The sequence below is a fragment of the Paenibacillus sp. FSL R5-0623 genome (assembly GCF_037974265.1).
Taxonomy (GTDB): domain Bacteria; phylum Bacillota; class Bacilli; order Paenibacillales; family Paenibacillaceae; genus Paenibacillus.
This window is the reverse complement of record NZ_CP150233.1, coordinates 2,216,056-2,234,466: the sequence shown is the minus strand read 5'-3', so window position 1 is coordinate 2,234,466 and position 18,411 is coordinate 2,216,056. Positions and strand designations below refer to the sequence as shown.

At 45.7% G+C, this 18,411-nt stretch carries 17 protein-coding genes, 1 tRNA gene and 1 riboswitch; of the genes, 8 read left to right on the top strand and 10 right to left on the bottom strand.

Features of this window, described 5'->3' with window-relative positions:
• Positions 1-26: 26 nt before the first annotated feature.
• On the bottom strand, positions 27-587 hold the full coding sequence (locus MKY92_RS10335) for a flavin reductase family protein (RefSeq protein WP_339300545.1): 561 nt from the start codon (positions 585-587) through the stop codon (positions 27-29).
• A 231-nt stretch (positions 588-818) separates the two neighbouring features.
• On the opposite strand from MKY92_RS10335, the gene catA reads away from it, so the two are divergent.
• Complete coding sequence (catA, locus tag MKY92_RS10330; RefSeq protein ID WP_339300544.1) at positions 819-1,466, top strand: type A chloramphenicol O-acetyltransferase; 648 nt, start codon at positions 819-821, stop codon at positions 1,464-1,466.
• A gap of 82 nt (positions 1,467-1,548) precedes the next feature.
• Here catA and MKY92_RS10325 read toward each other — a convergent pair whose 3' ends face one another.
• Positions 1,549-4,188, bottom strand: coding sequence for an adenosylcobalamin-dependent ribonucleoside-diphosphate reductase (locus MKY92_RS10325; protein WP_339300543.1), 2,640 nt, complete (start codon positions 4,186-4,188; stop codon positions 1,549-1,551).
• 342 nt (positions 4,189-4,530) lie between these two features.
• Here MKY92_RS10325 and MKY92_RS10320 point away from each other — a divergent pair, with 342 nt between their 5' ends.
• From MKY92_RS10320 to MKY92_RS10310, 3 genes are all read left to right on the top strand, one after another.
• Positions 4,531-6,294, top strand: a complete 1,764-nt coding sequence (locus MKY92_RS10320; protein WP_339300542.1) for an SNF2-related protein — start codon at positions 4,531-4,533, stop codon at positions 6,292-6,294.
• 3 nt (positions 6,295-6,297) lie between these two features.
• Complete coding sequence (locus MKY92_RS10315) at positions 6,298-7,491, top strand: YqhG family protein (protein ID WP_339300540.1); 1,194 nt, start codon at positions 6,298-6,300, stop codon at positions 7,489-7,491.
• 210 nt (positions 7,492-7,701) lie between these two features.
• On the top strand, positions 7,702-8,652 hold the full coding sequence (locus MKY92_RS10310) for a hypothetical protein (RefSeq protein ID WP_339300539.1): 951 nt from the start codon (positions 7,702-7,704) through the stop codon (positions 8,650-8,652).
• 133 nt (positions 8,653-8,785) lie between these two features.
• Here the strand turns inward: MKY92_RS10310 and MKY92_RS10305 are convergent, their stop codons facing one another.
• The gene (locus MKY92_RS10305; protein ID WP_036609606.1) at positions 8,786-9,004 is read right to left on the bottom strand and encodes a YqzE family protein; all 219 of its coding nucleotides are present in this window, start codon (positions 9,002-9,004) and stop codon (positions 8,786-8,788) included.
• 194 nt (positions 9,005-9,198) lie between these two features.
• Here MKY92_RS10305 and MKY92_RS10300 point away from each other — a divergent pair, with 194 nt between their 5' ends.
• Positions 9,199-9,942 carry an N-acetylmuramoyl-L-alanine amidase gene (locus MKY92_RS10300; protein WP_339300537.1) on the top strand — a complete coding sequence of 248 codons (744 nt, stop codon included), beginning with the start codon at positions 9,199-9,201 and terminating at the stop codon, positions 9,940-9,942.
• Here the strand turns inward: MKY92_RS10300 and MKY92_RS10295 are convergent.
• A complete protein-coding gene (locus MKY92_RS10295; protein ID WP_339300535.1) occupies positions 9,917-10,756 on the bottom strand; it encodes a divergent polysaccharide deacetylase family protein in 840 nt (279 codons plus the stop codon). The genes MKY92_RS10300 and MKY92_RS10295 overlap by 26 nt on opposite strands.
• Before the next feature lie 418 nt (positions 10,757-11,174).
• Between MKY92_RS10295 and MKY92_RS10290 the strand changes: the two genes are divergently transcribed.
• The gene (locus MKY92_RS10290; RefSeq protein ID WP_339300534.1) at positions 11,175-12,860 is read left to right on the top strand and encodes a carbohydrate-binding protein; all 1,686 of its coding nucleotides are present in this window, start codon (positions 11,175-11,177) and stop codon (positions 12,858-12,860) included.
• A gap of 145 nt (positions 12,861-13,005) precedes the next feature.
• On the opposite strand, the gene MKY92_RS10285 is transcribed toward MKY92_RS10290, so the two are convergent.
• Positions 13,006-13,090: transfer RNA gene (locus MKY92_RS10285), tRNA-Leu, on the bottom strand.
• Between the two features lie 174 nt (positions 13,091-13,264).
• On the bottom strand, positions 13,265-14,227 hold the full coding sequence (gene pelA, locus MKY92_RS10280) for a pectate lyase (protein WP_339300532.1): 963 nt from the start codon (positions 14,225-14,227) through the stop codon (positions 13,265-13,267).
• Positions 14,228-14,645: 418 nt separating this feature from the next.
• Positions 14,646-14,777: riboswitch (cyclic di-AMP (ydaO/yuaA leader) on the top strand.
• A gap of 5 nt (positions 14,778-14,782) precedes the next feature.
• Between pelA and MKY92_RS10275 the strand changes: the two genes are divergently transcribed.
• The gene (locus MKY92_RS10275; RefSeq protein WP_036609611.1) at positions 14,783-15,247 is read left to right on the top strand and encodes a C40 family peptidase; all 465 of its coding nucleotides are present in this window, start codon (positions 14,783-14,785) and stop codon (positions 15,245-15,247) included.
• Between the two features lie 73 nt (positions 15,248-15,320).
• Here MKY92_RS10275 and MKY92_RS10270 read toward each other — a convergent pair whose 3' ends face one another.
• The 4 genes from MKY92_RS10270 to MKY92_RS10255 all read right to left on the bottom strand — a co-directional run bounded on the left by MKY92_RS10270 (position 15,321) and on the right by MKY92_RS10255 (position 17,139).
• Positions 15,321-15,650 carry a carboxymuconolactone decarboxylase family protein gene (locus MKY92_RS10270; protein ID WP_017689352.1) on the bottom strand — a complete coding sequence of 110 codons (330 nt, stop codon included), beginning with the start codon at positions 15,648-15,650 and terminating at the stop codon, positions 15,321-15,323.
• 142 nt (positions 15,651-15,792) lie between these two features.
• Positions 15,793-16,011, bottom strand: coding sequence for a hypothetical protein (locus MKY92_RS10265; RefSeq protein ID WP_036609613.1), 219 nt, complete (start codon positions 16,009-16,011; stop codon positions 15,793-15,795).
• Positions 16,012-16,130: 119 nt separating this feature from the next.
• Positions 16,131-16,460: a hypothetical protein gene (locus MKY92_RS10260; protein WP_036609615.1), complete on the bottom strand. Its 330-nt coding sequence runs from the start codon at positions 16,458-16,460 to the stop codon at positions 16,131-16,133.
• Positions 16,461-16,557: 97 nt separating this feature from the next.
• Positions 16,558-17,139, bottom strand: coding sequence for a xanthine phosphoribosyltransferase (locus tag MKY92_RS10255; RefSeq protein WP_036609617.1), 582 nt, complete (start codon positions 17,137-17,139; stop codon positions 16,558-16,560).
• A gap of 203 nt (positions 17,140-17,342) precedes the next feature.
• On the opposite strand from MKY92_RS10255, the gene MKY92_RS10250 reads away from it, so the two are divergent.
• Positions 17,343-18,398: a hypothetical protein gene (locus tag MKY92_RS10250; protein WP_237176053.1), complete on the top strand. Its 1,056-nt coding sequence runs from the start codon at positions 17,343-17,345 to the stop codon at positions 18,396-18,398.
• Positions 18,399-18,411 lie beyond the last annotated feature (13 nt).

Genomic DNA, 18,411 nt, shown 5'->3' with positions numbered 1-18,411 from the left:
ATAATTGCTTCTTCTTGCCTAGGACCCTAGAGGTGGAACGGGTGAATCTTTTCTTCTGTCCTCGCATCCATGATCCGGTATGCTGAACGCCCTGTGTACATTGGGATTTGTAACTTCTCCAGATCAACCATTCCATTCTCCAGAAAGTACTTCTGATCCTGATATCGCTGCAACACTTCGCCTGCAATCCATTCATGGTCACCATATGTCGTAATCTCCATAACCTTGCATTCATAGGCAAAATAAGCGTCTGTCAAAATGGGTACACTCACTTTGATTCCTTCCTCATATGGAATGCCGAATCTTGTGAATTTATCCGTATCTCTTCCACTGAACGTTCCTGCAGCTTGAATCCACTCCGATCGATGACCTGGCAGGAAATGAACACCGAATACGCCACTCTTCTCGATGAGTTCATAGGAGTATGTTTCCTTACGAAGGGAGATGCCGTATACACCTGGTAATGATCCGATGTATGTATGCCATCCGGACGCCATCACATTCTGAACTCCCTCATGACGTGAAGTCACTACCGCTACCATTCCAGGATAAGAATAAAATATAGGTTCTTCTATCGGCTGACGCATCTAATCCCCTCTCTTCTTCGTTATAAAGACAATTTTAATTATAAAGTAAAGAAGCAGGTTGAAAAAGCGTTTTGCAGAGGATTTCGCTATAAGCGACACATTCAGTATCATGTTATACTGAGATGGTCAATTTCTAAAAATACGATACTGGGAATGTGATAGGATATGGTCAAATCAGTCAAATATACCTCCTAAATAAAGACATTATTCAAATTTAGGAGGTTATAACTTATGTTTAATTCAATCGTGTTAGATCAGTGGGATCGAAAGCCATACTTTGACCACTACTTGAATCAGGTCAGATGTACCTACAGCATAACTGCTAATCTGGATATCACGCTATTGATCACCGAACTCAAGTTTAAAGGATTGAAGTTCTATCCGGCTCTTATTCATATGATCTCTACAGTCGTCAATGCACATAGGGAGTTTCGAACCTGTTTTGATGCCGAGGGGAGATTGGGCTACTGGGACGAAATGTCTCCGAGTTATACGATTTTTCATGAGGACGACAAAAGTTTCTCAACGATCTGGACAGCATTCCATGAAGATTTTGAGACGTTCCACAATCGTTATCTGGAAGATATGAACAATTACAAAGATTACAAACAATTTGTTGCCAAACCTGATGAACCACCAAATACTTTTCCCGTTTCCAGTATTCCCTGGGTGAACTTTACGGGATTTAATCTGAATATTTACAATGAGGGAACCTACTTGTTGCCTATATTCACGATGGGAAAATATGTTCAACAAAACGATAAAGTTTATCTTCCCTTATCCATTCAGTTACATCACGCCGTGTGCGACGGCTACCATGCTGGCGTTTTATTTAATGAATTGCAATCACTTGCAGATCGATGCCAGGATTGGTGTTAATTAGCTAAATGACAAAAAGGCATTCCTGACTTCGTAATGGAGTCAGGAATGCCTTTTCTTTTTTACTTTTTCCAAATGCTATTTAATTGCACTTACTGTACCCACAGTTGCTGCATGTTTTGCATCCTTCCACATTCATCAGGGATGCCGAGCCGCATGAAGGGCATAAATCTCTCGATTCGATAAAGGTTTTCTGATCCTCCACTTTGGGATACGTGCTCTCCACTTGGTTCTGTTCTTGTACTGCTCCAATTTCGTTCTCCAGAGCACTGCTCTGTACATGACTTTCCAATGCTTTGGCGACTGCATCAGCAATCGATTCAACCCTGTTGGCTCCGAAGCCAATCGCTCCCGAACCACCGATTCCCTTGAGATGTTTGATCAACAGTTCAACCTTGTGCCCATGATCTCCGTATCGAAGGAACAGAGAGCATACTCGACCGAGTGCCTCAGCCATGGCAAACACGTCCGATCCCGCTTTGCCCACGTTCAGGAAGATCTCACCCGGGGTTCCCTCCAGATCATTGATCGTAATGTAAGCCATACCGAATGGCGTATTGATTTTGTATGTCGCACCGCGCAGTACTTGAGGACGGCTTCTATATTGTTTATCCAGCACTGTAGAAGAGGAAGGGGGTTGATCGGAAGAATGCGTGCTAACACCAACCTGGCTATTGAAATTCCCATCACTTGCCTGCACTTCAACATTATTCGGGTTTTCTATTGCAGATACGACTGTCTTCTCTTCAGCTTCAGCCGTGTTCTGATCTTTAGCCTGGGTCGCTTCCTTCTTCGACGTGGACAGCACCTGCACATCCCTGCTACCGTCGCGGTATATCGTTACTCCCTTGCAGCCAAGGTCGAAGGCCAGTTCGTACAGCTCAGCCGTATCCTCCACTGTAAAATCAGCCGGACAGTTGGCGGTCTTCGAGATCGAACTATCCACCCATTGCTGAATGGCAGCCTGCACCCGTATGTGATTCTCAGCCGACAGATCCATTGCCGTCACATAATAATCTGGTAAAGCTTCACCCGGATGTTCATCCAGCCAGTCTTGTGCAATCGGTACGAACTGTTCATCATAACCTAGACGGCTTTGACGGAAATACTTGAAGGCGAAGTACGGCTCAATACCTGTTGATGTTCCAACCATTGTACCTGTACTTCCCGTTGGCGCTTGTGTGATCAGTGTGACATTTCGAATGCCCTGTTTACGAATGGCCTCTCCCACTTCAGGGTACGTCGCAACCATGTTTTTCATGAATCCACTCTGTAAGTACGGTTCAGCTTCGAAAGCTGGGAAAGCCCCCTTCTCTGCTGCAATCTCTGCCGATGCCAGATAGGCCTCCTTCGCCATGAATCCATACAGTTTATCCAGAAATGCAAGAGATTCAGGACTGCCGTATCGAATACGCAGCTTAATCATCAGCTCTGCCAGTCCCATCGTGCCAAGCCCAACCCGGCGTTCACGCTGCTGATTCAGTCTATTTTCCTCAAAATGATATGGTGTTGCATCGATGACATTGTCCAAAAATCTAGCCGAGATGCGAGTGGTTTCCGCCAGTTCATCCCATGCCACATCATGATTTGTTTCATCGTAGAATTTGGACAGATTGATCGCAGACAGATTACATACACCCCAGCCAGGCAGGCCTTGTTCCCCGCACGGATTAGTACAGATGATCGGATTGAAGTACCAGCTGTTGGACATCTGGTTATAGTACTCCATGAATACCACACCAGGCTCTGCCGACTTCCATGCTGATTCAATAATGGTATGCCAGATTTCGCGAGCCTTCAGTGTACGATAGTGTACCACCGAATGACCTGCGGCTTTCCATTGCTGCATATCCCCGTTCCACTCGGTATCATAGTCTGGATCGTTTGTATCGGGGAAAACCAAGTCCCAATCACTGTCCTGCTTGACAGCCTCCATAAATGCGTTGCTCACACATACAGACAGATTGGCATTGGTCACCTGCCCCATCGTTTGTTTCACGGTAATAAAATCAAGCACATCCGGATGCCAGTCATTCATCATGAGCATGAGCGCACCCCGGCGGCTTCCGCCCTGTTCAATCAGTCCAGTCGTATAACTGAACAATCCGCCCCACGATACGGAACCGCTGGATGATCCGTTGACACCTTTCACCACCGCTCGGCGAGGACGCAAAGAGGACAGATTAATACCCACGCCTCCCCCTCGTGCCATAATCTCCGTCATCTCGGTCAAGGTTCTCATGATGCCACCCCGACTGTCTTGTGGAGACGGAATGACATAACAATTGAAAAGTGTCAACTCATCGCTTGCCCCCGCGCCCGCAGCAATGCGGCCTCCGGGTACTAACTTCCAATCTTCCAACACGGAGCGGAACTTGGACTCCCACGTTGCCCGCTGATCCGCTGTGGATTCGACAGAAGCCATCGCTTTGGCAAGACGGTCCCACATCTCTTCCGGTGTTTTTTCTATGTTGAGTGTCAATTTCTCCACGTTTGTCTCGATCATCTCTCCGCTTCGAGTTCTTACCTGTACAAGCTGACCCTTACGTTCTATGATTTCGCCCACTTCCTTGGTTGGGAACTTCGGATCATCCTTCGTTAATACCAATACCACATCTCCGACCTTGGCATGATTCGAATCAGCGTCCTTCCAGGCGTATCGGTCCAGAAATATTTTTTCGCTGAGTCCTTCTAATGGGTACGATCGTTGGTTCGATTTCATCGCTACGTTCAACCTCCCGAAATAAATCTCCATTTTCACTATAAGAGTAAATTATGATAAAACACCACATATAGTGATATAAAACCAGTATATTACACCATATATTGATTTTCCATAAGACTTTTATCACAGTCCATCTTCATAGACCCCCTGGGTTTTCCCCTTTGGAGAAGGGAATCAAAAAAATCTGGGGATAACAGCGATTGGAAGGTTGTTCTGTCATCGGAGTGACAAGTGTAAATATTCCTTATTTGAACCCACATAGTTATGAACTGACTCTCATTCGTCCATACTATTACCTACGAATAAAACGTCATCACGTATGGCAGGGGAGGAAACACCATGAACCGGAAAAACCCGCACCACACGAATCAACCTGTAGCCGAACTGCCCGTTCCGTTAGAATTTGATCGGAGCTGGATCAGTCAGTTGGAATCACGACTGGATAAAGGAGGTCCTTGGGGGGATTATCGACTCTTTCAACTGGGCATTCAAGCCGAAGAAACCAATCTGATTCCCAATTTTGACGAGATCCAGTGTTTGAAGCATCTACAAGGCCTTACTCCACTTCCTCACCAGATGGACACTGCACGCAGAGTATTATTTGAAATGTCAGGCCGGGCCATTCTCGCCGATGAGGTGGGTCTTGGCAAAACCATTGAAGCCGGTCTCATTCTGAAAGAATATATGGTTCGAGGTCTCGTATCCAAGGTACTCATTCTCGTGCCAGCGTCTCTTGTGCTGCAATGGGTACGGGAGTTGAATTCGAAATTTGGCATCCCTGCTATTGCCCAGAAAAAGGCCTATTCCTGGCAGAATGAAGTGGTTGTTGCTTCCATGGATACAGCCAAACGGGACCCGCACAAAGATATGCTGCTGAATACCGATTACGACATGATTATTATTGACGAGGCTCATAAGCTCAAAAACAAGAAAACAACCAACTATCAATTCATGCTGAAATTGCGCAAAAAGTATTGTCTGCTGCTCACAGCTACACCTGTGCAGAACGATATGAGTGAATTGTTCAATCTGATCAACCTGTTGAAGCCCGGTCAACTGGGTCGTCAGGGTGACTTTGCGGCCAACTTTGTTGTAGACAAACGGGTTCCGAAAAATCAGGAACAGCTTAAGAACGAGTTATCCAAAGTCATGATTCGTAACCGCCGCGGCGAAGGCCCCGTCCAATTTACCAAACGGAACGTCTCCAACGTGAATCTGCAATTATCGCCCGAAGAACAAGCACTTTATGATGGTGTGACTTCCTTTGTCAAAGACCAGTACCAGGAAGCTGGCGGCAATCTGAGCAGCATGCTCTCCCTTGTTACATTGCAGCGTGAGGTGTGCAGCAGTCGGGATGCTGTATTCGTGACGCTGGTTAATCTGTCGAAGAAACTTCCGCTGGACTCTCCCCTTCGGGACAAGATTTGGGAACTCGTTGCCCATATTAAAGCGATCAAGGAAAATACCAAAGCCGAGAAAACAATGGAACTGATTCGGAACATGAATGAAAAAGTAATTATCTTCACCGAATACCGGGCCACGCAGGAGTATCTGCTAAACTATTTCCGCAACAACGGGCTTACGGCTGTACCTTATCGGGGTGGCATGAATCGTGGCAAAAAAGACTGGATGATGGATCTCTTCCGCGGGCGTGTGCAGGCCATGATTGCAACCGAAGCAGGTGGTGAAGGCATCAATTTGCAATTTTGCCATCATATGATCAACTTTGATCTGCCTTGGAACCCTATGCGGGTAGAGCAGCGGATCGGCCGGGTACACCGGCTTGGGCAGCAAAATGACGTGAACATCTTCAATTTATCTACGACTGGAACCATTGAGGAACATATTCTGAGTCTGCTGCATGAGAAGATCAATATGTTTGAAATGGTGATCGGCGGGCTGGATGTCATTCTCGAACGGCTGGAGAAGAAGGAGTCTATTGAGAAAAGTTTGTACAAAATCATATTGGAATCACAAACTGATGAAGATATTCGCAGTAAAATGGACTCACTTGGACAATCGCTGAACTCCATTCAACGTGAGGTTGCCGATGAAGGCCCTGCCGTATCCGGGTTGTTAGATCTTCGCAAAGGAGGAAGCTAACTCATGACCATGTCTCCCCATGAAGTGCAGGCATATGTTCTCACCTATCTGGAAGCACTCGATTGTCAGATCATGGAACGTTCCCCTGCCCATGTTACAGTCAAACTCTCGCCTGAGGCGGACAAAGCGTTGACCAATCGTCCCTATTATTGGGGATTCGTGGAACGAACCGGAGCACCCGCTGAGACGATGTCCTTTACATTTATATTTGATCCTGACAGGTATCAGCAGGCCATTGAAGCAGCAGAAGCCAAAGCTGCGCAAGCATCACCTCCTGTTGTGCCTAACCCTGCTGAAACGAATGGCATAACCAACGGCAGTCCTCAAGGCGAGCCACCAAAAGAAACTATTCTAGGCCGTTACTTCGGTATTACGCCATCACTGCCACAGCTGGGGCCAGGACGAATATTACGTGAAGAAGTGGTGTACGGCAGTCGCAGACTCCAGCAGATTTTCGGCGCTGCCCGTGAAGGCGGTGCCTTCGTGAACCTGTTCGAACAGGCTGCCAAACGGCAATTGCGGGCTACAGCGCCAGCCGTATATGAGCCTTGGCTTGGTGTGTGTTTCAAGGTGGAATTCGCCTGTGATTTGAAACGGGAGGAATTGCATTTTCTCGGCATCTCCCTTCGCTCGGGTGAAATTATAGAAAAATTCGGCACCAAGCTGAACCGACGTGATCTCAGTCCGAGACTTGCGGAGAACATGCATGTGCAGACAGCTAAAGTTTCGATTTTTGACGCCGGAGCTGCTCTGGAATCTCATTTGACGAACCGCTTGCTGGAACTCGATTATAGCTGGGCCGAGAAAGCCCAAGAGCGGCTTGATCTGGAGCTGGACGTGTTGGACACCTACTATGAAGCGGTACTCCGAGAAGATACGCCTGAGGTAGAATCACCAAGTAAGATAACCTCAGACACGGAGAATGTCCATTCTAACCGCACGCCACCTGTACCACTGAAAAAAGTTCTGGATATCACTAACGCTAAACCCATTGGAGCAGATGTAGAACTGGCGGCAGAAGCCGCAGTACCGATCGACTTCGAGACAGATGCCGAAGAAGAAAAAGCAAAACAGGCGGTAATCGATCGTGAAGCTATGAAATTGCAGTATGAGACACGCCGTACCGAGATGATCTGGCAATATGAACCCAAAGTGAAAGTGACTGCCATTAGCAGCGGCATGTTTCACTTAAGATAGACGAAGACACTACTTTTCCTGCAAATGCTGGCAAAAGTAGTGTTTATTTATGATCGGCTGCCCGACAGGTTGCGGCAACCTTTGCATAGCCTGTCCCCTAGAATGAAACTAGGACCCGCTCAGGTAACGGATAAATGAAAAGTAGGTGTAAATTTGAAACGATTCTTTCATACGTGTTGGAACAACGCTCGGAAAACAACCTTTATAACCTTGGGCTTGCTCAGTTGTCTTGCCCTATTCTCTTTTTGGTCGATAGCCAATGCAGAGGAACAAGAAACGTCTTCACTATTTCCTGCATCATCAACAGAGTATGGTCCCGAACATCATGCCATTCAGAATGACATGCTAGCTCCAGCTGCTGTACAACGGTTTGCAGAGCAACAAGCTGTTACACTTGGTACAGCTAACGGCGAAGCGCATTGGAAGAACGCCGACCTGAACTTCTACCCTCTGGGGCCGGGTACACATAGCTGGCTCGTGCAAGCTGAGTTTGAAGACAAACCTATCGGATATATGATTATTACGGCCACAGAGCAGGGCCAGTTGATGCTTAGTGAATACGGTCATGGAGAACAGTCACCATACAACAATGAACTTCTTGGACAAGCCTTGGATCGACAACATATGAACCTTGAGGCATTACTTGCTGGCGGAGGAGAGCTTCATCTTGGTTATGCTCTTCCCCTGCTGGCTTATTGGAAAGTGGAACAACCTAATCATCCTGCACTTTATATTGATGCTACCAACGGAGATGTACTACCGTCAGAGTTTCTGAACCTGCTGGAGGCTGATTCCAAACAGAACTCTGTCAGCATAACTGATTTATCCACAACGCCATCTTTATCAGTCGACCCACTTCATCTCCGACCCGTCTTCAATCCGGCTGACAATCTGTTGTGGCTTACCTCCAAACCTGTTGCTGCCGACCGGGCAAAAGATGTGATACAACACGGGGAGAATCAAGAGATTGTTTTCTCAGCGGGTGATCGTAACGTTGTATATGGCGGTCCTCTACCTGTTAGCGGTTATCAGCTGTGGCATACTGATCAGGAAGCAGAGTCTATTCTATATGTAGCGCTAGGTGGAAAATCATCCATTCAACGATTTGTCCCTTTGAGCAAATTGCAGCAAGATGGCCATTTTTACATCGTAAATCCTTGATCATCAGCAAATTCTTAACATACAGTCAGATAACCTGTAAAACTATACACATCCACAACAAATAAGACGCCTTCCCATTATATTAAGGGATTGCGTCTTTTGGTTTACCATTAGTGAAATAGGTAAGCGATAGTCACCCTTTACCCGAAGAACTTCGTTTATGAGACTGTGTATCGAATTCTTTTTCCTTTTTTCCCACCCACAGAGATACAGCAAAAGGGATCATACCAAACCACTTCATCGCCCACGGCTCTTTCCTTTTGGTGCGACCTTTCCGCTCATCCTTCGGTGTATCGATATAATGAACAACACGCTGCGTAATGTATTTTACCAACTCATCACTTTTGGCCATAATTCTGCCTCCTTCGCTCCTGCACATTTGCGGAGCTTACGATAGTTCTATTGTGTGCAGGATGTGGACTGGTTAAACATTTTTTATTGAAAGAAGTATGAAAACCCTCAGAATGCACAGTCTAATGCCAAAGGTATCCATCGAGTCATTAATCTGAAATTCGATACCTATTCCATGAAGGAGTGTGTATTCCCATGTATAAGTTGCTGACCGCTTCGGTAGCCTTGCTAATCAGCTTCCATTGCCTTCTCATGCTGCCCCATGTGGCTTATGGAAAAGCAGCCCCGTCCCAGAACAGTCCATCCATGCTGCCAGTGACCGATGGAGATGCATATCGCTCAAGTCATCATGCCTTTGCAGCACCAGTTATCCTGCTCGATGTAGGCCATGGCGGTATTGACGGTGGTACGTCAGCCCAAGGTGTGTTGGAAAAAGATATCAACCTGGCCATTAGCCAAAAGGTCTATCTGCTGCTTCGCAGCAAAGGTTATGCCGTTATCATCAATCGACTTGGTGATTATGCACTTAGTGATGAGAACCGCTGGCTGAACAGCCGCTCACGTCATACCAGAGATCTTGCCCAACGTAAAAGCCTTAGCGAAGAAGTAAGTACAGATATCGTGGTCAGCATTCATGCGAACTGGAGTCCCCGATCGAATGTACACGGCCCGGTGGTACTACACCAGAAGGAAGGCAGGAGTTATTTGCTGGCCCAATCCATTCAGGATGCCATGAACAAGTTGTACGGAACGGAGCACAGGGTCGTATGGGGCAAGCCCTTTTATTTATTGAATTACGTGAAACAACCTGCCGTTATCGTCGAAACCGGATTTTTGAGCAATACGACAGATCGAGTCAGAATGAGTGATCCCGCTGAGCAAAAACGAATCGCCCAGTCCATTGCCAATGGCATTATTTATTATCTGTCGGTAGTGTAGGAGCAGAATGCCATTGCCACACATCTCGAACCAGATCACCGATCCCTACAAATTGAACCTGATCTTGCAGACGGGAGACGGATTCACGAATGACTGCGGATGTGTTCATCCCCGAATGACCGACATGACCAATGACAACACAGATATTCTTATCGATCGCACGCTGAGCAGCCAGATCCAGTTGTTTGCGAATGTGTTGCTTAGAATTTTGATCATCCAAGAAAATGTCATTACCTACAGGTGGCATATTTTTGGATACGGCCAGTTCCCCCACCACGGAGCGAAAGTTCGTACGGCTGTCTACAAAGAAGAGGCCCCGCTCCTTGCATACATCGAGCACAATGGACATGATGCGTTTGTCCGAAGTAATTTTGGAACCCATATGATTGTTCATGCCAATGGCGTGGGGCACATCATCAATCGCTTTCTCCACGCGTGAGCGGACTTCTTCATCTGTTAGACTGGATGTGATTGCACCCGGGCCCAGCCATTCAGGTCGTCCTTTCTTGGGTTCCATGGGCATATGCACAATCACATCCATCCCCTTTTCATGTGCAGCTATCGCATCTTTCTTCGTTGTTGGCAAAAAAGGCATGACCGCTACCGTTAGTTTAACTGGCATCGCCAGGATCTCTGCCGTACCCCTCATGTCATTACCAACATCATCGATGATAATCGCTAACCGTTTGTCATTCGATGGGGACTCTGAAGCTGCCGCTGTAGGCCCTCCTGCCGATATGCCTGCGTAAAACACAATCAAAAATGCCATGATACCTGCAATGAATCGATAATTCTTTCTCTGTTCCTTCATCATGATTCCCTCCCCGTAACTTCTGTGATCTCATTGTTTGATAATGAAGGGAGGATTATGTAAGCCAAAGCCTTCCTTAATAACAATATCCCCGCCATTGGAGACCTCTGTCTCAAGCGAAGATCCTCATCATTCCCGTTTTCTCCTTTGCATTCAGACAAGAACTGTCATTGAACAGTTAAGAAAATAGAGATTAATTAGAAAAAATACTGTAATTTGTCAGGTTTTCAGTTTAGGAGTTATTTAGTAGAATCAACAAATGAAAGAGGTTATGTGCTTCATTTCATTCCTATGATTTATGGAAGGAGGTTTTGAAAGGGTTTACATAAAATAAATGCCAGACAATCCGCTATTCTTGTTTGTTATCCCTGGTCGCGGTTTCTCTATGTAACATTTACCATTATCGAGGAGGATGAAAGTAGTGAAATTCAAACTAAAAAAGACGATTAATGTTCTTTTGGCCTGTTTAACAGCCCTGCCTTTGATGTTAACCCCGACAAATGTGTCAGCAGCCAGCGATGCAAACATTAATTTGTCCTCGGAAAAACAGCTGATCAAGGGCTTTGGGGGCATTAACCTTCCTGCCTGGATTGGTGATCTGACTCCCGCTCAACGTGAAACTGCTTTTGGTAACGATCAGAATCAGTTAGGCTTCTCAATTCTCAGGATTTACGTCGATCCAGATTCTAATAACTGGTACCGTGAAGTTGCCACAGCCAAACGGGCTATCGAAAAGGGTGCTATCGTATTCGCATCCCCATGGAATCCTCCGAGCAGCATGGTTGAAACATTCAACCGCAATGGGGACACCAATGCCAAACGCCTGAAATACGACAAATATGCCGCCTATGCGCAACATCTGAACGACTTTGTAACCTACATGAAAAATAACGGCGTAGATTTATATTCCATTTCTGTGCAGAATGAACCGGATTATGCTCATGACTGGACCTGGTGGACTCCACAAGAGATCCTTCGATTCATGAAAGAAAATGCCGGGTCCATTCAAGGTACCAAAGTCATGGCGCCTGAATCCTTCCAGTACTTAAAGAACATATCCGACCCAATCCTGAATGATCCGCAGGCGCTTGCCAACATGGACATTCTGGGAGCGCATACGTATGGAACACAGATTTCGAATTTTGCCTACCCTCTCTTTAAACAAAAAGGAGCCGGTAAAGAACTGTGGATGACTGAGGTGTATGTTCCGAATAGTGACAACAACTCAGCAGATCGCTGGCCTGAAGCACTAGACGTTTCCTATCACATGCACAATGCCATGGTAGAAGGTGATTTCCAGGCCTATGTGTGGTGGTACATCCGCAGACAGTATGGTCCGATGAAAGAGGACGGTACCATAAGCAAACGCGGGTATAATATGGCTCATTTCTCTAAATTCGTGCGTCCAGGCTACCTGCGAGTCGATGCAACGAAAAATCCGGATACGAACACATTTGTCTCAGCCTACAAAGGTGATAACAAAGTCGTCGTTGTGGCAATTAACCGTGGAACTTCAGCCACAAGCCAAAAATTCGTTCTGCAGAATGGTAATGCCTCCACTGTGTCCTCATGGATTACGGACAGCAGTCGAAACCTGGCAAGCGGAACCCCGCTTACCGTATCCAATGGAGCCTTCACGGCACAGCTCCCGCCTCAGAGCGTAACAACGTTTGTTGCCAACGTTACTGGCGGAAATAACGGCGGGAATACAGGCAGTGGCACTACGTATGAAGCCGAGACCGGAACGTCACTTACGGAAGCTGCCATTGAAACAATCTACCCCGGTTACACTGGCTCCGGGTATGTTAACTTCAATGCGATGACTGGTTCGGCCATTCAATGGAACAGCATTAATAACACTACAACAAGTACCAAAAACGTAAAGTTTCGTTATGCGCTGGAAAGCGGCACTCGGAACCTCGACATTTTTGTGAACGGAACCAAAGTCATCAGCAACGAGCCCTTTCCAGCTACGGGAAGCTGGTCCACTTGGGTTGAAAAAACAATACAGGTCCCCATGAACACGGGGACCAATACATTGAAAGTGGTCACCACTGGATCGGAAGGACCGAATATTGACAGCATTAATGTTACCGCAGCGCAATAAACGTTCCGTATGGCTGATGGAAGACCATTTGCTGTACGTGCAGCTAAGCACTAACCTCTTGGATACTCAAGTCTAAAGTTAGTGTTATATCAAAAAATGCAAAAAAAGACTCCTTAAGCGTTAGCTTAAGGAGTCTTTTTTTAGATGCGGTCGAGAGGACTCGAACCTCCACGGGGGGTTAGCCCACACGGACCTGAACCGTGCGCGTCTGCCAATTCCGCCACGACCGCATATTGTATCTCCGTGATCAATATCGGCGACAAGAGATAATATATCATGTGAAATCTATCATGTCAACACTGAAAATAATAACAATAAAGCCCGAACCAGACGTCCATGTCGTTTTCGGGCTTTACCTTTAACAGCTAATAGTTTAGTTCATTATAACGGAAGCATACTTCAAGTTACAGCTTGGAAGGCCAGTTGCCATACCATGCATAACCGCCTCTTCTTTCTTTATCAATATCACTTAGTTTGTATTTAACGACCCCGTCACGACCAATAAAGATCGGTTTATCCGTTCCCACTTCGTAGAAACGAGCCCAGATCGGTGCAGCTTTGGAATCAGCGATAATTTTGCTGTCTCCGTTTGCTCTTTCATACTTGTAACCCGTAATCTTCACTTTGTTAAACCATGCCTCAGCTCCCTTAATGGATGCCGTAATTTTAGCGGTAGCAGGTCTGGTTTTCAGGAATTTAACAATCGTTACACTCTCTCCAGCCGTCAGTGATGGTACTTCATAGATTCTTGCGCTTGCCGGTTTAAGAGAACTGGAATCATGTTGTTGTCCCCATGCTGTCAGCTTACCGCCTGAAACAACCTGTGTATTCAGAATTGCCTCCACACCTTTGGCAACTGAGTTTTTACTGCGGTTAGCAAGAGTGCTGTCGATAAACGAGAAATCACCTTTACGTGCCGCTACTTCATCCAACATGATCATTACATTAATCATGGCATCATCATTGTAAGTGATGTGCTTGTGATATCCGGAGCTTTGGTAAACTTGTGGCCATCCGCCGTTTGAATACTGCATGTTGATCAAAAAGTTAATTCCTTTGATTGCAGCTGTGGAGTAACGCGGATCATTCGTCTTTTTAAATTCCTTCGCCAATCTTCTAATTTCTGAGTATGTAGCCTTGTTGTCGATCGTGGACTTCGCCCACTCTCCACTTGTCTGTTTATAATCTTTTCTCCAACCCCCATCCGGCAGCTGGCTCTTCAAAATATCAGAAATACTCGCTGTAGTACCCGATGCATCCGCAGCAGATACCGTCCCTACAGGAAGAACTGCCATTCCAACTGCTGAGAACACCATCGTACATGCCAGGACAAAAGTAATTATTTTCTTCGCTTTCAAATGTAACACTCTCCTATGTTTGTTTTTATAAATCTTCCACTTCTGCTTACCTATGATACGCGTCCTTAAACCTCCTTTATTTGTATTTATCTCATAATAAAATCAATTTTAATCCAATATGTGGATTGGATAATCAGATAATATGCAAAAAATCGATCATTGTCAATATATGCAACTTAATGAATATAATCTCTCTAATTCTACATAACGGGATAGTTCTTTTAACTCATGACAAACCTATTTATTTATCCAAATTCGTCTTAAACGAATCAATAATGACGTTTTTGTCATGAATGATACCCAAACTTGATCCCTTCTTTCATATAAAAACCTTAATTCCGCTAACATTGAGGTATTACGAAGGGTTTTAAATAGGTTTGACAATTACGCATTTATGCAATATAGTTTCAAATAGTTACAAAAACTTAATTATTCATTGCCGAGTTTCATGTTTGAAAACGGGGGAACCAATTTGGGTGAATTATTCTTATACATAGGAAATATAGGGAACCTTCTACCGAACCCTTAGCTAACTCCGTAGGCATCGAAGGGAGAACATTGATTTTGAAAAAACTGATTATCTCCATTTTTGGAGCAGCTGTATTATTTACATCCGGGGCAACAAGCACAGAGGCAAGCAGTATCAACTCCGTAGTGAACAACATGACAGGTATTCCTTACAAATGGGGTGGCACAACTGTAGCCGGCTTCGACTGTTCTGGTTTTATGAGATATCTTTTCAACAAATACAGCATTGAATTACCACGTACTTCGCAGCAGCAAGCCAAAGCAGGTACTCCCGTATCTAAGAGCAATGTTCGGACAGGTGATCTGGTGTTCTTTAATACAACAGGCAAAGGCATTTCACATACAGGTGTATATATCGGCGGCGGACAATTCGCTCATGCCTCCAGCAGTAAAGGTGTAAGCATCACGAAGTTATCGAATCCATACTTCAATGATCGTTACGTAACAGCACGTCGGGTAACTGGACAGTTTATGTATGATAAAATGTTAGGTAAAATGTGATTCACATACAAAAAGGCATCGGTTATTAACCGGATGCCTTTTTTGCACTTAAAAATGTATGTTGCATTGCTTACTAATGCAGCGCCTTCTGCACTCGCATCGCACCTTGAGACAGGGCATGTCCTCCACCAACAGCTCCAGCCACGGCTACGGTCTCCATAATCTCCTGATCTGTTGCGCCCTTAGCACGGGCTTCTTCTACATGGTAGAAGGTACATACCTCATTGTTGGCGAATAATCCAATCCCAAGCGCAATTAACTGTTTTGTCTTCGCATCAATCACGCCAGGTTGGAAGCATTCTCCGGTAAACTCATGATAGGACTTCACCACACCTGGCAGCACATCGCTTAATGCTCCAATCTGATCCTTGTAGGCATGAACTTTATCATTCATCAATGTCATGGCTTGTAGCACACCCTCTCGGCTATAGTTACAGATCTTCCTCACTGTACCTATCTTCTCTCCCGAGTGAGCCAATTATGCCAAGAAATCATGGTAATTCCAAACATTTAACGCTCATGGCCACTGCCATAATTATAAGCTGTTACTCACTAAGTGGACTCTGGCGCGGCTCGCTGAACAGCTGATAGCTGTAACCTCGGTCCAGCTTAACGACACGTCGATTCTGACGACGGATAAGTACCTGCTCGCCATCCCAGGCAACCACAATCCCCTTCACGTCGTTCGATTCCAGCTCGTCCCGTACGACTCTTACTTTCTCACCTGACAGACGCAGGGCGTCCAATTCTGTATCACTAATCATCTTCATGGCTCCTATATTTCAAATTTATTTACAAAAAGAGACCTAAATGAAATGTCATTTAGGTCTCACGTGACTGTATTGGACTGTTATGTCATTCGAAATTATGTCCCGACTGAAAGTTACCGCTGCGCGTGCTCTTTGCTGTCGTTCTTCTCGAACCAAAAATCAAGCACTTTGGCGGACATCACACGTTCTTCAAGGTACTCCACTTGATGCGGTGTAAATTGTTCTTTCCAAGAGAAGGACAACTCTTCGCACAAGCCTACAATCGTCAGTAATTCTGACCAGGCAACATAGCGTTTGTACCAGAAAAATTGAGGATGTTCAATCATATAGGGATAAAGGTCATCGAATTCCGTATGTTTACAATCCAGGGCACGTTCAAAATGAACTTTCGATTCCGCCAGCTTATCATTAAAAAATTGTTCTGTTGCCGGTTGGTTCCCCATGGTGTTGCCTCCTCTCCCTAACATAACCCCATTATAAATGAAATCGGCGGTCATGCAAAGGCATAGTTCAAAAAATAGGCCCTATTCCTTTAAAATGTCACATTTCGTTATCGTCAAATTGTACTGTTCCATCGTTCAGGGAACGAATGCGTACCAAGGCTTCCACCGGAATACCCTGTTCACGAATTGTGCGTGCTCCTGCCTGGAAACTTTTCTCGACCACAACGCCGAATCCGACGAGTTCCGCACCGGAACGCTCGATAATTTTGATGACGCCACGAGCGGCATCTCCATTGGCAATAATATCATCAATGAACAAAATGCGGTCATTCTCATGAATGAACTCGCGGGATACCATAATGTCAGTTACAATTCCTTTGGTAAAGGACGGTACACGTTCACAGTAAGCATCAGGATCAGCCAGAAGTGTTTTTTTACGACGGGCGAATACAAGGGGCACCCCCAGTTCATAGGCTGCTGCAAAAGCAACCGGAATGCCTGAGGATTCTACCGTGATTACCCGAGTTACTCCACTTTCACGAAAACGGGCAGCGAACTCACGTCCCATCTCCATCGTTAATGCAGGATCAATCTGGTGGTTCAACAGACCATCCAGCTTTAATACTTGATCCGAGATAACCACACCTTCTTGTAAAATTCGTTGTTTCAATAATTCCATGATTTGACCTCCCAAGCCTATCCTATGAGGTAAAAGTATCATATATCTATCTATAAGTTCAAGCGAAATTGCCTGGGCGCTGTCCTTGGGACGCATTTCAAGCCAAAGCTATTATCGATTGTCATGACTTTCGTGGGTCAAGCATACCTTGTACCATGGTACCCGCATGTCCAAACTATACAGGGGCCTGAGAGGGGAAACACATGAAACAGGCATTTCGGGTGCTGCAGATCGCATTTACATACATCGGAACGGTTGTCGGAGCCGGCTTCGCTACAGGGCAGGAAATTTTGCAGTTTTTTACCCAGTATGGCAAATGGGCCACCATCACCATAGGCTTATCCACCATGCTCTTTGTCTGGTTAGGTACCAAAATGATGCTGATCGCTCACGATACCGGGTCCCGCTCTTATGAGGATCTGAACAAACATTTATTCGGCCATAAGGCGGGCAAATGGATCACCTGGGTGACCCTTCTCATTCTCATTGGCGTGAACAGTGTCATGCTTGCCGGAGCAGGTTCCGTTTTTGTTGAACATCTGGGTTTGCATTATCAGACAGGTCTGATCGTCACACTTGTAGGGTCATATCTGCTTCTCGGTCGAGGCATTCAGGCCATCCTACAAATGAATAGCATTGTCGTGCCCATGATGCTCCTGTTATCTCTGCTCATGATCACCAGTACCATCCATCATCCAGGTGCTTCCCGATTCATCACACTGACGACAGATTCAAACCCTATTCAAGTGTGGCTGTCTCCACTGTTGTATACTTCATTCAATCTGGTGTTGGCTCAAGCTGTTCTTGTGCCTGTAGGTAACCAGATTCGTAGTCGGAATGTGCTGAAGTGGGGTGGAGTATTGGGTGGAATTGGCGTAGGTTTCATGCTGATGGCAGCTCATTTTGCCATGTCAGCCCAGATGCCCGGCATCATTCAATTCGAAATCCCGATGGGCAGCATTGCCTTTCAACTTGGATGGGCAGTGCAATCTGTATATGTATCCCTTATTTTCATGGAAATATTCAGTACCTTTGTAGCCGATATCTATGGAATGACCTTGCAACTCAGGCAACATATACGTGTTCATCCCCGTTTCATTACATTAACCATTATGCTGTTGTGTTACTCACTCAGTCAGTTTGGATTCAGTTCCCTGCTGTCCATCCTTTACCCCATCTTTGGAAGTATGGCATTAATCTGGGCTGCCAAATTGGTACTGAACCGCTGGGGCGCCTTTCGTAGACGCAACAATATATAAATCTCACGGTCCA

Bases quoted from the DNA above. Each gene is read 5' to 3' on its own strand.
- MKY92_RS10335 (WP_339300545.1), bottom strand. From the start codon at position 587: ATGCGTCAGCCGATAGAAGAACCTATATTTTATTCTTATCCTGGAATG.
- catA (WP_339300544.1), top strand. From the start codon at position 819: ATGTTTAATTCAATCGTGTTAGATCAGTGGGATCGAAAGCCATACTTT.
- MKY92_RS10325 (WP_339300543.1), bottom strand. From the start codon at position 4,188: ATGAAATCGAACCAACGATCGTACCCATTAGAAGGACTCAGCGAAAAA.
- MKY92_RS10320 (WP_339300542.1), top strand. From the start codon at position 4,531: ATGAACCGGAAAAACCCGCACCACACGAATCAACCTGTAGCCGAACTG.
- MKY92_RS10315 (WP_339300540.1), top strand. From the start codon at position 6,298: ATGACCATGTCTCCCCATGAAGTGCAGGCATATGTTCTCACCTATCTG.
- MKY92_RS10305 (WP_036609606.1), bottom strand. From the start codon at position 9,004: ATGGCCAAAAGTGATGAGTTGGTAAAATACATTACGCAGCGTGTTGTT.
- MKY92_RS10300 (WP_339300537.1), top strand. From the start codon at position 9,199: ATGTATAAGTTGCTGACCGCTTCGGTAGCCTTGCTAATCAGCTTCCAT.
- MKY92_RS10295 (WP_339300535.1), bottom strand. From the start codon at position 10,756: ATGATGAAGGAACAGAGAAAGAATTATCGATTCATTGCAGGTATCATG.
- MKY92_RS10270 (WP_017689352.1), bottom strand. From the start codon at position 15,650: ATGACATTGATGAATGATAAAGTTCATGCCTACAAGGATCAGATTGGA.
- MKY92_RS10265 (WP_036609613.1), bottom strand. From the start codon at position 16,011: ATGATTAGTGATACAGAATTGGACGCCCTGCGTCTGTCAGGTGAGAAA.
- MKY92_RS10260 (WP_036609615.1), bottom strand. From the start codon at position 16,460: ATGGGGAACCAACCGGCAACAGAACAATTTTTTAATGATAAGCTGGCG.
- MKY92_RS10255 (WP_036609617.1), bottom strand. From the start codon at position 17,139: ATGGAATTATTGAAACAACGAATTTTACAAGAAGGTGTGGTTATCTCG.
- MKY92_RS10250 (WP_237176053.1), top strand. From the start codon at position 17,343: ATGAAACAGGCATTTCGGGTGCTGCAGATCGCATTTACATACATCGGA.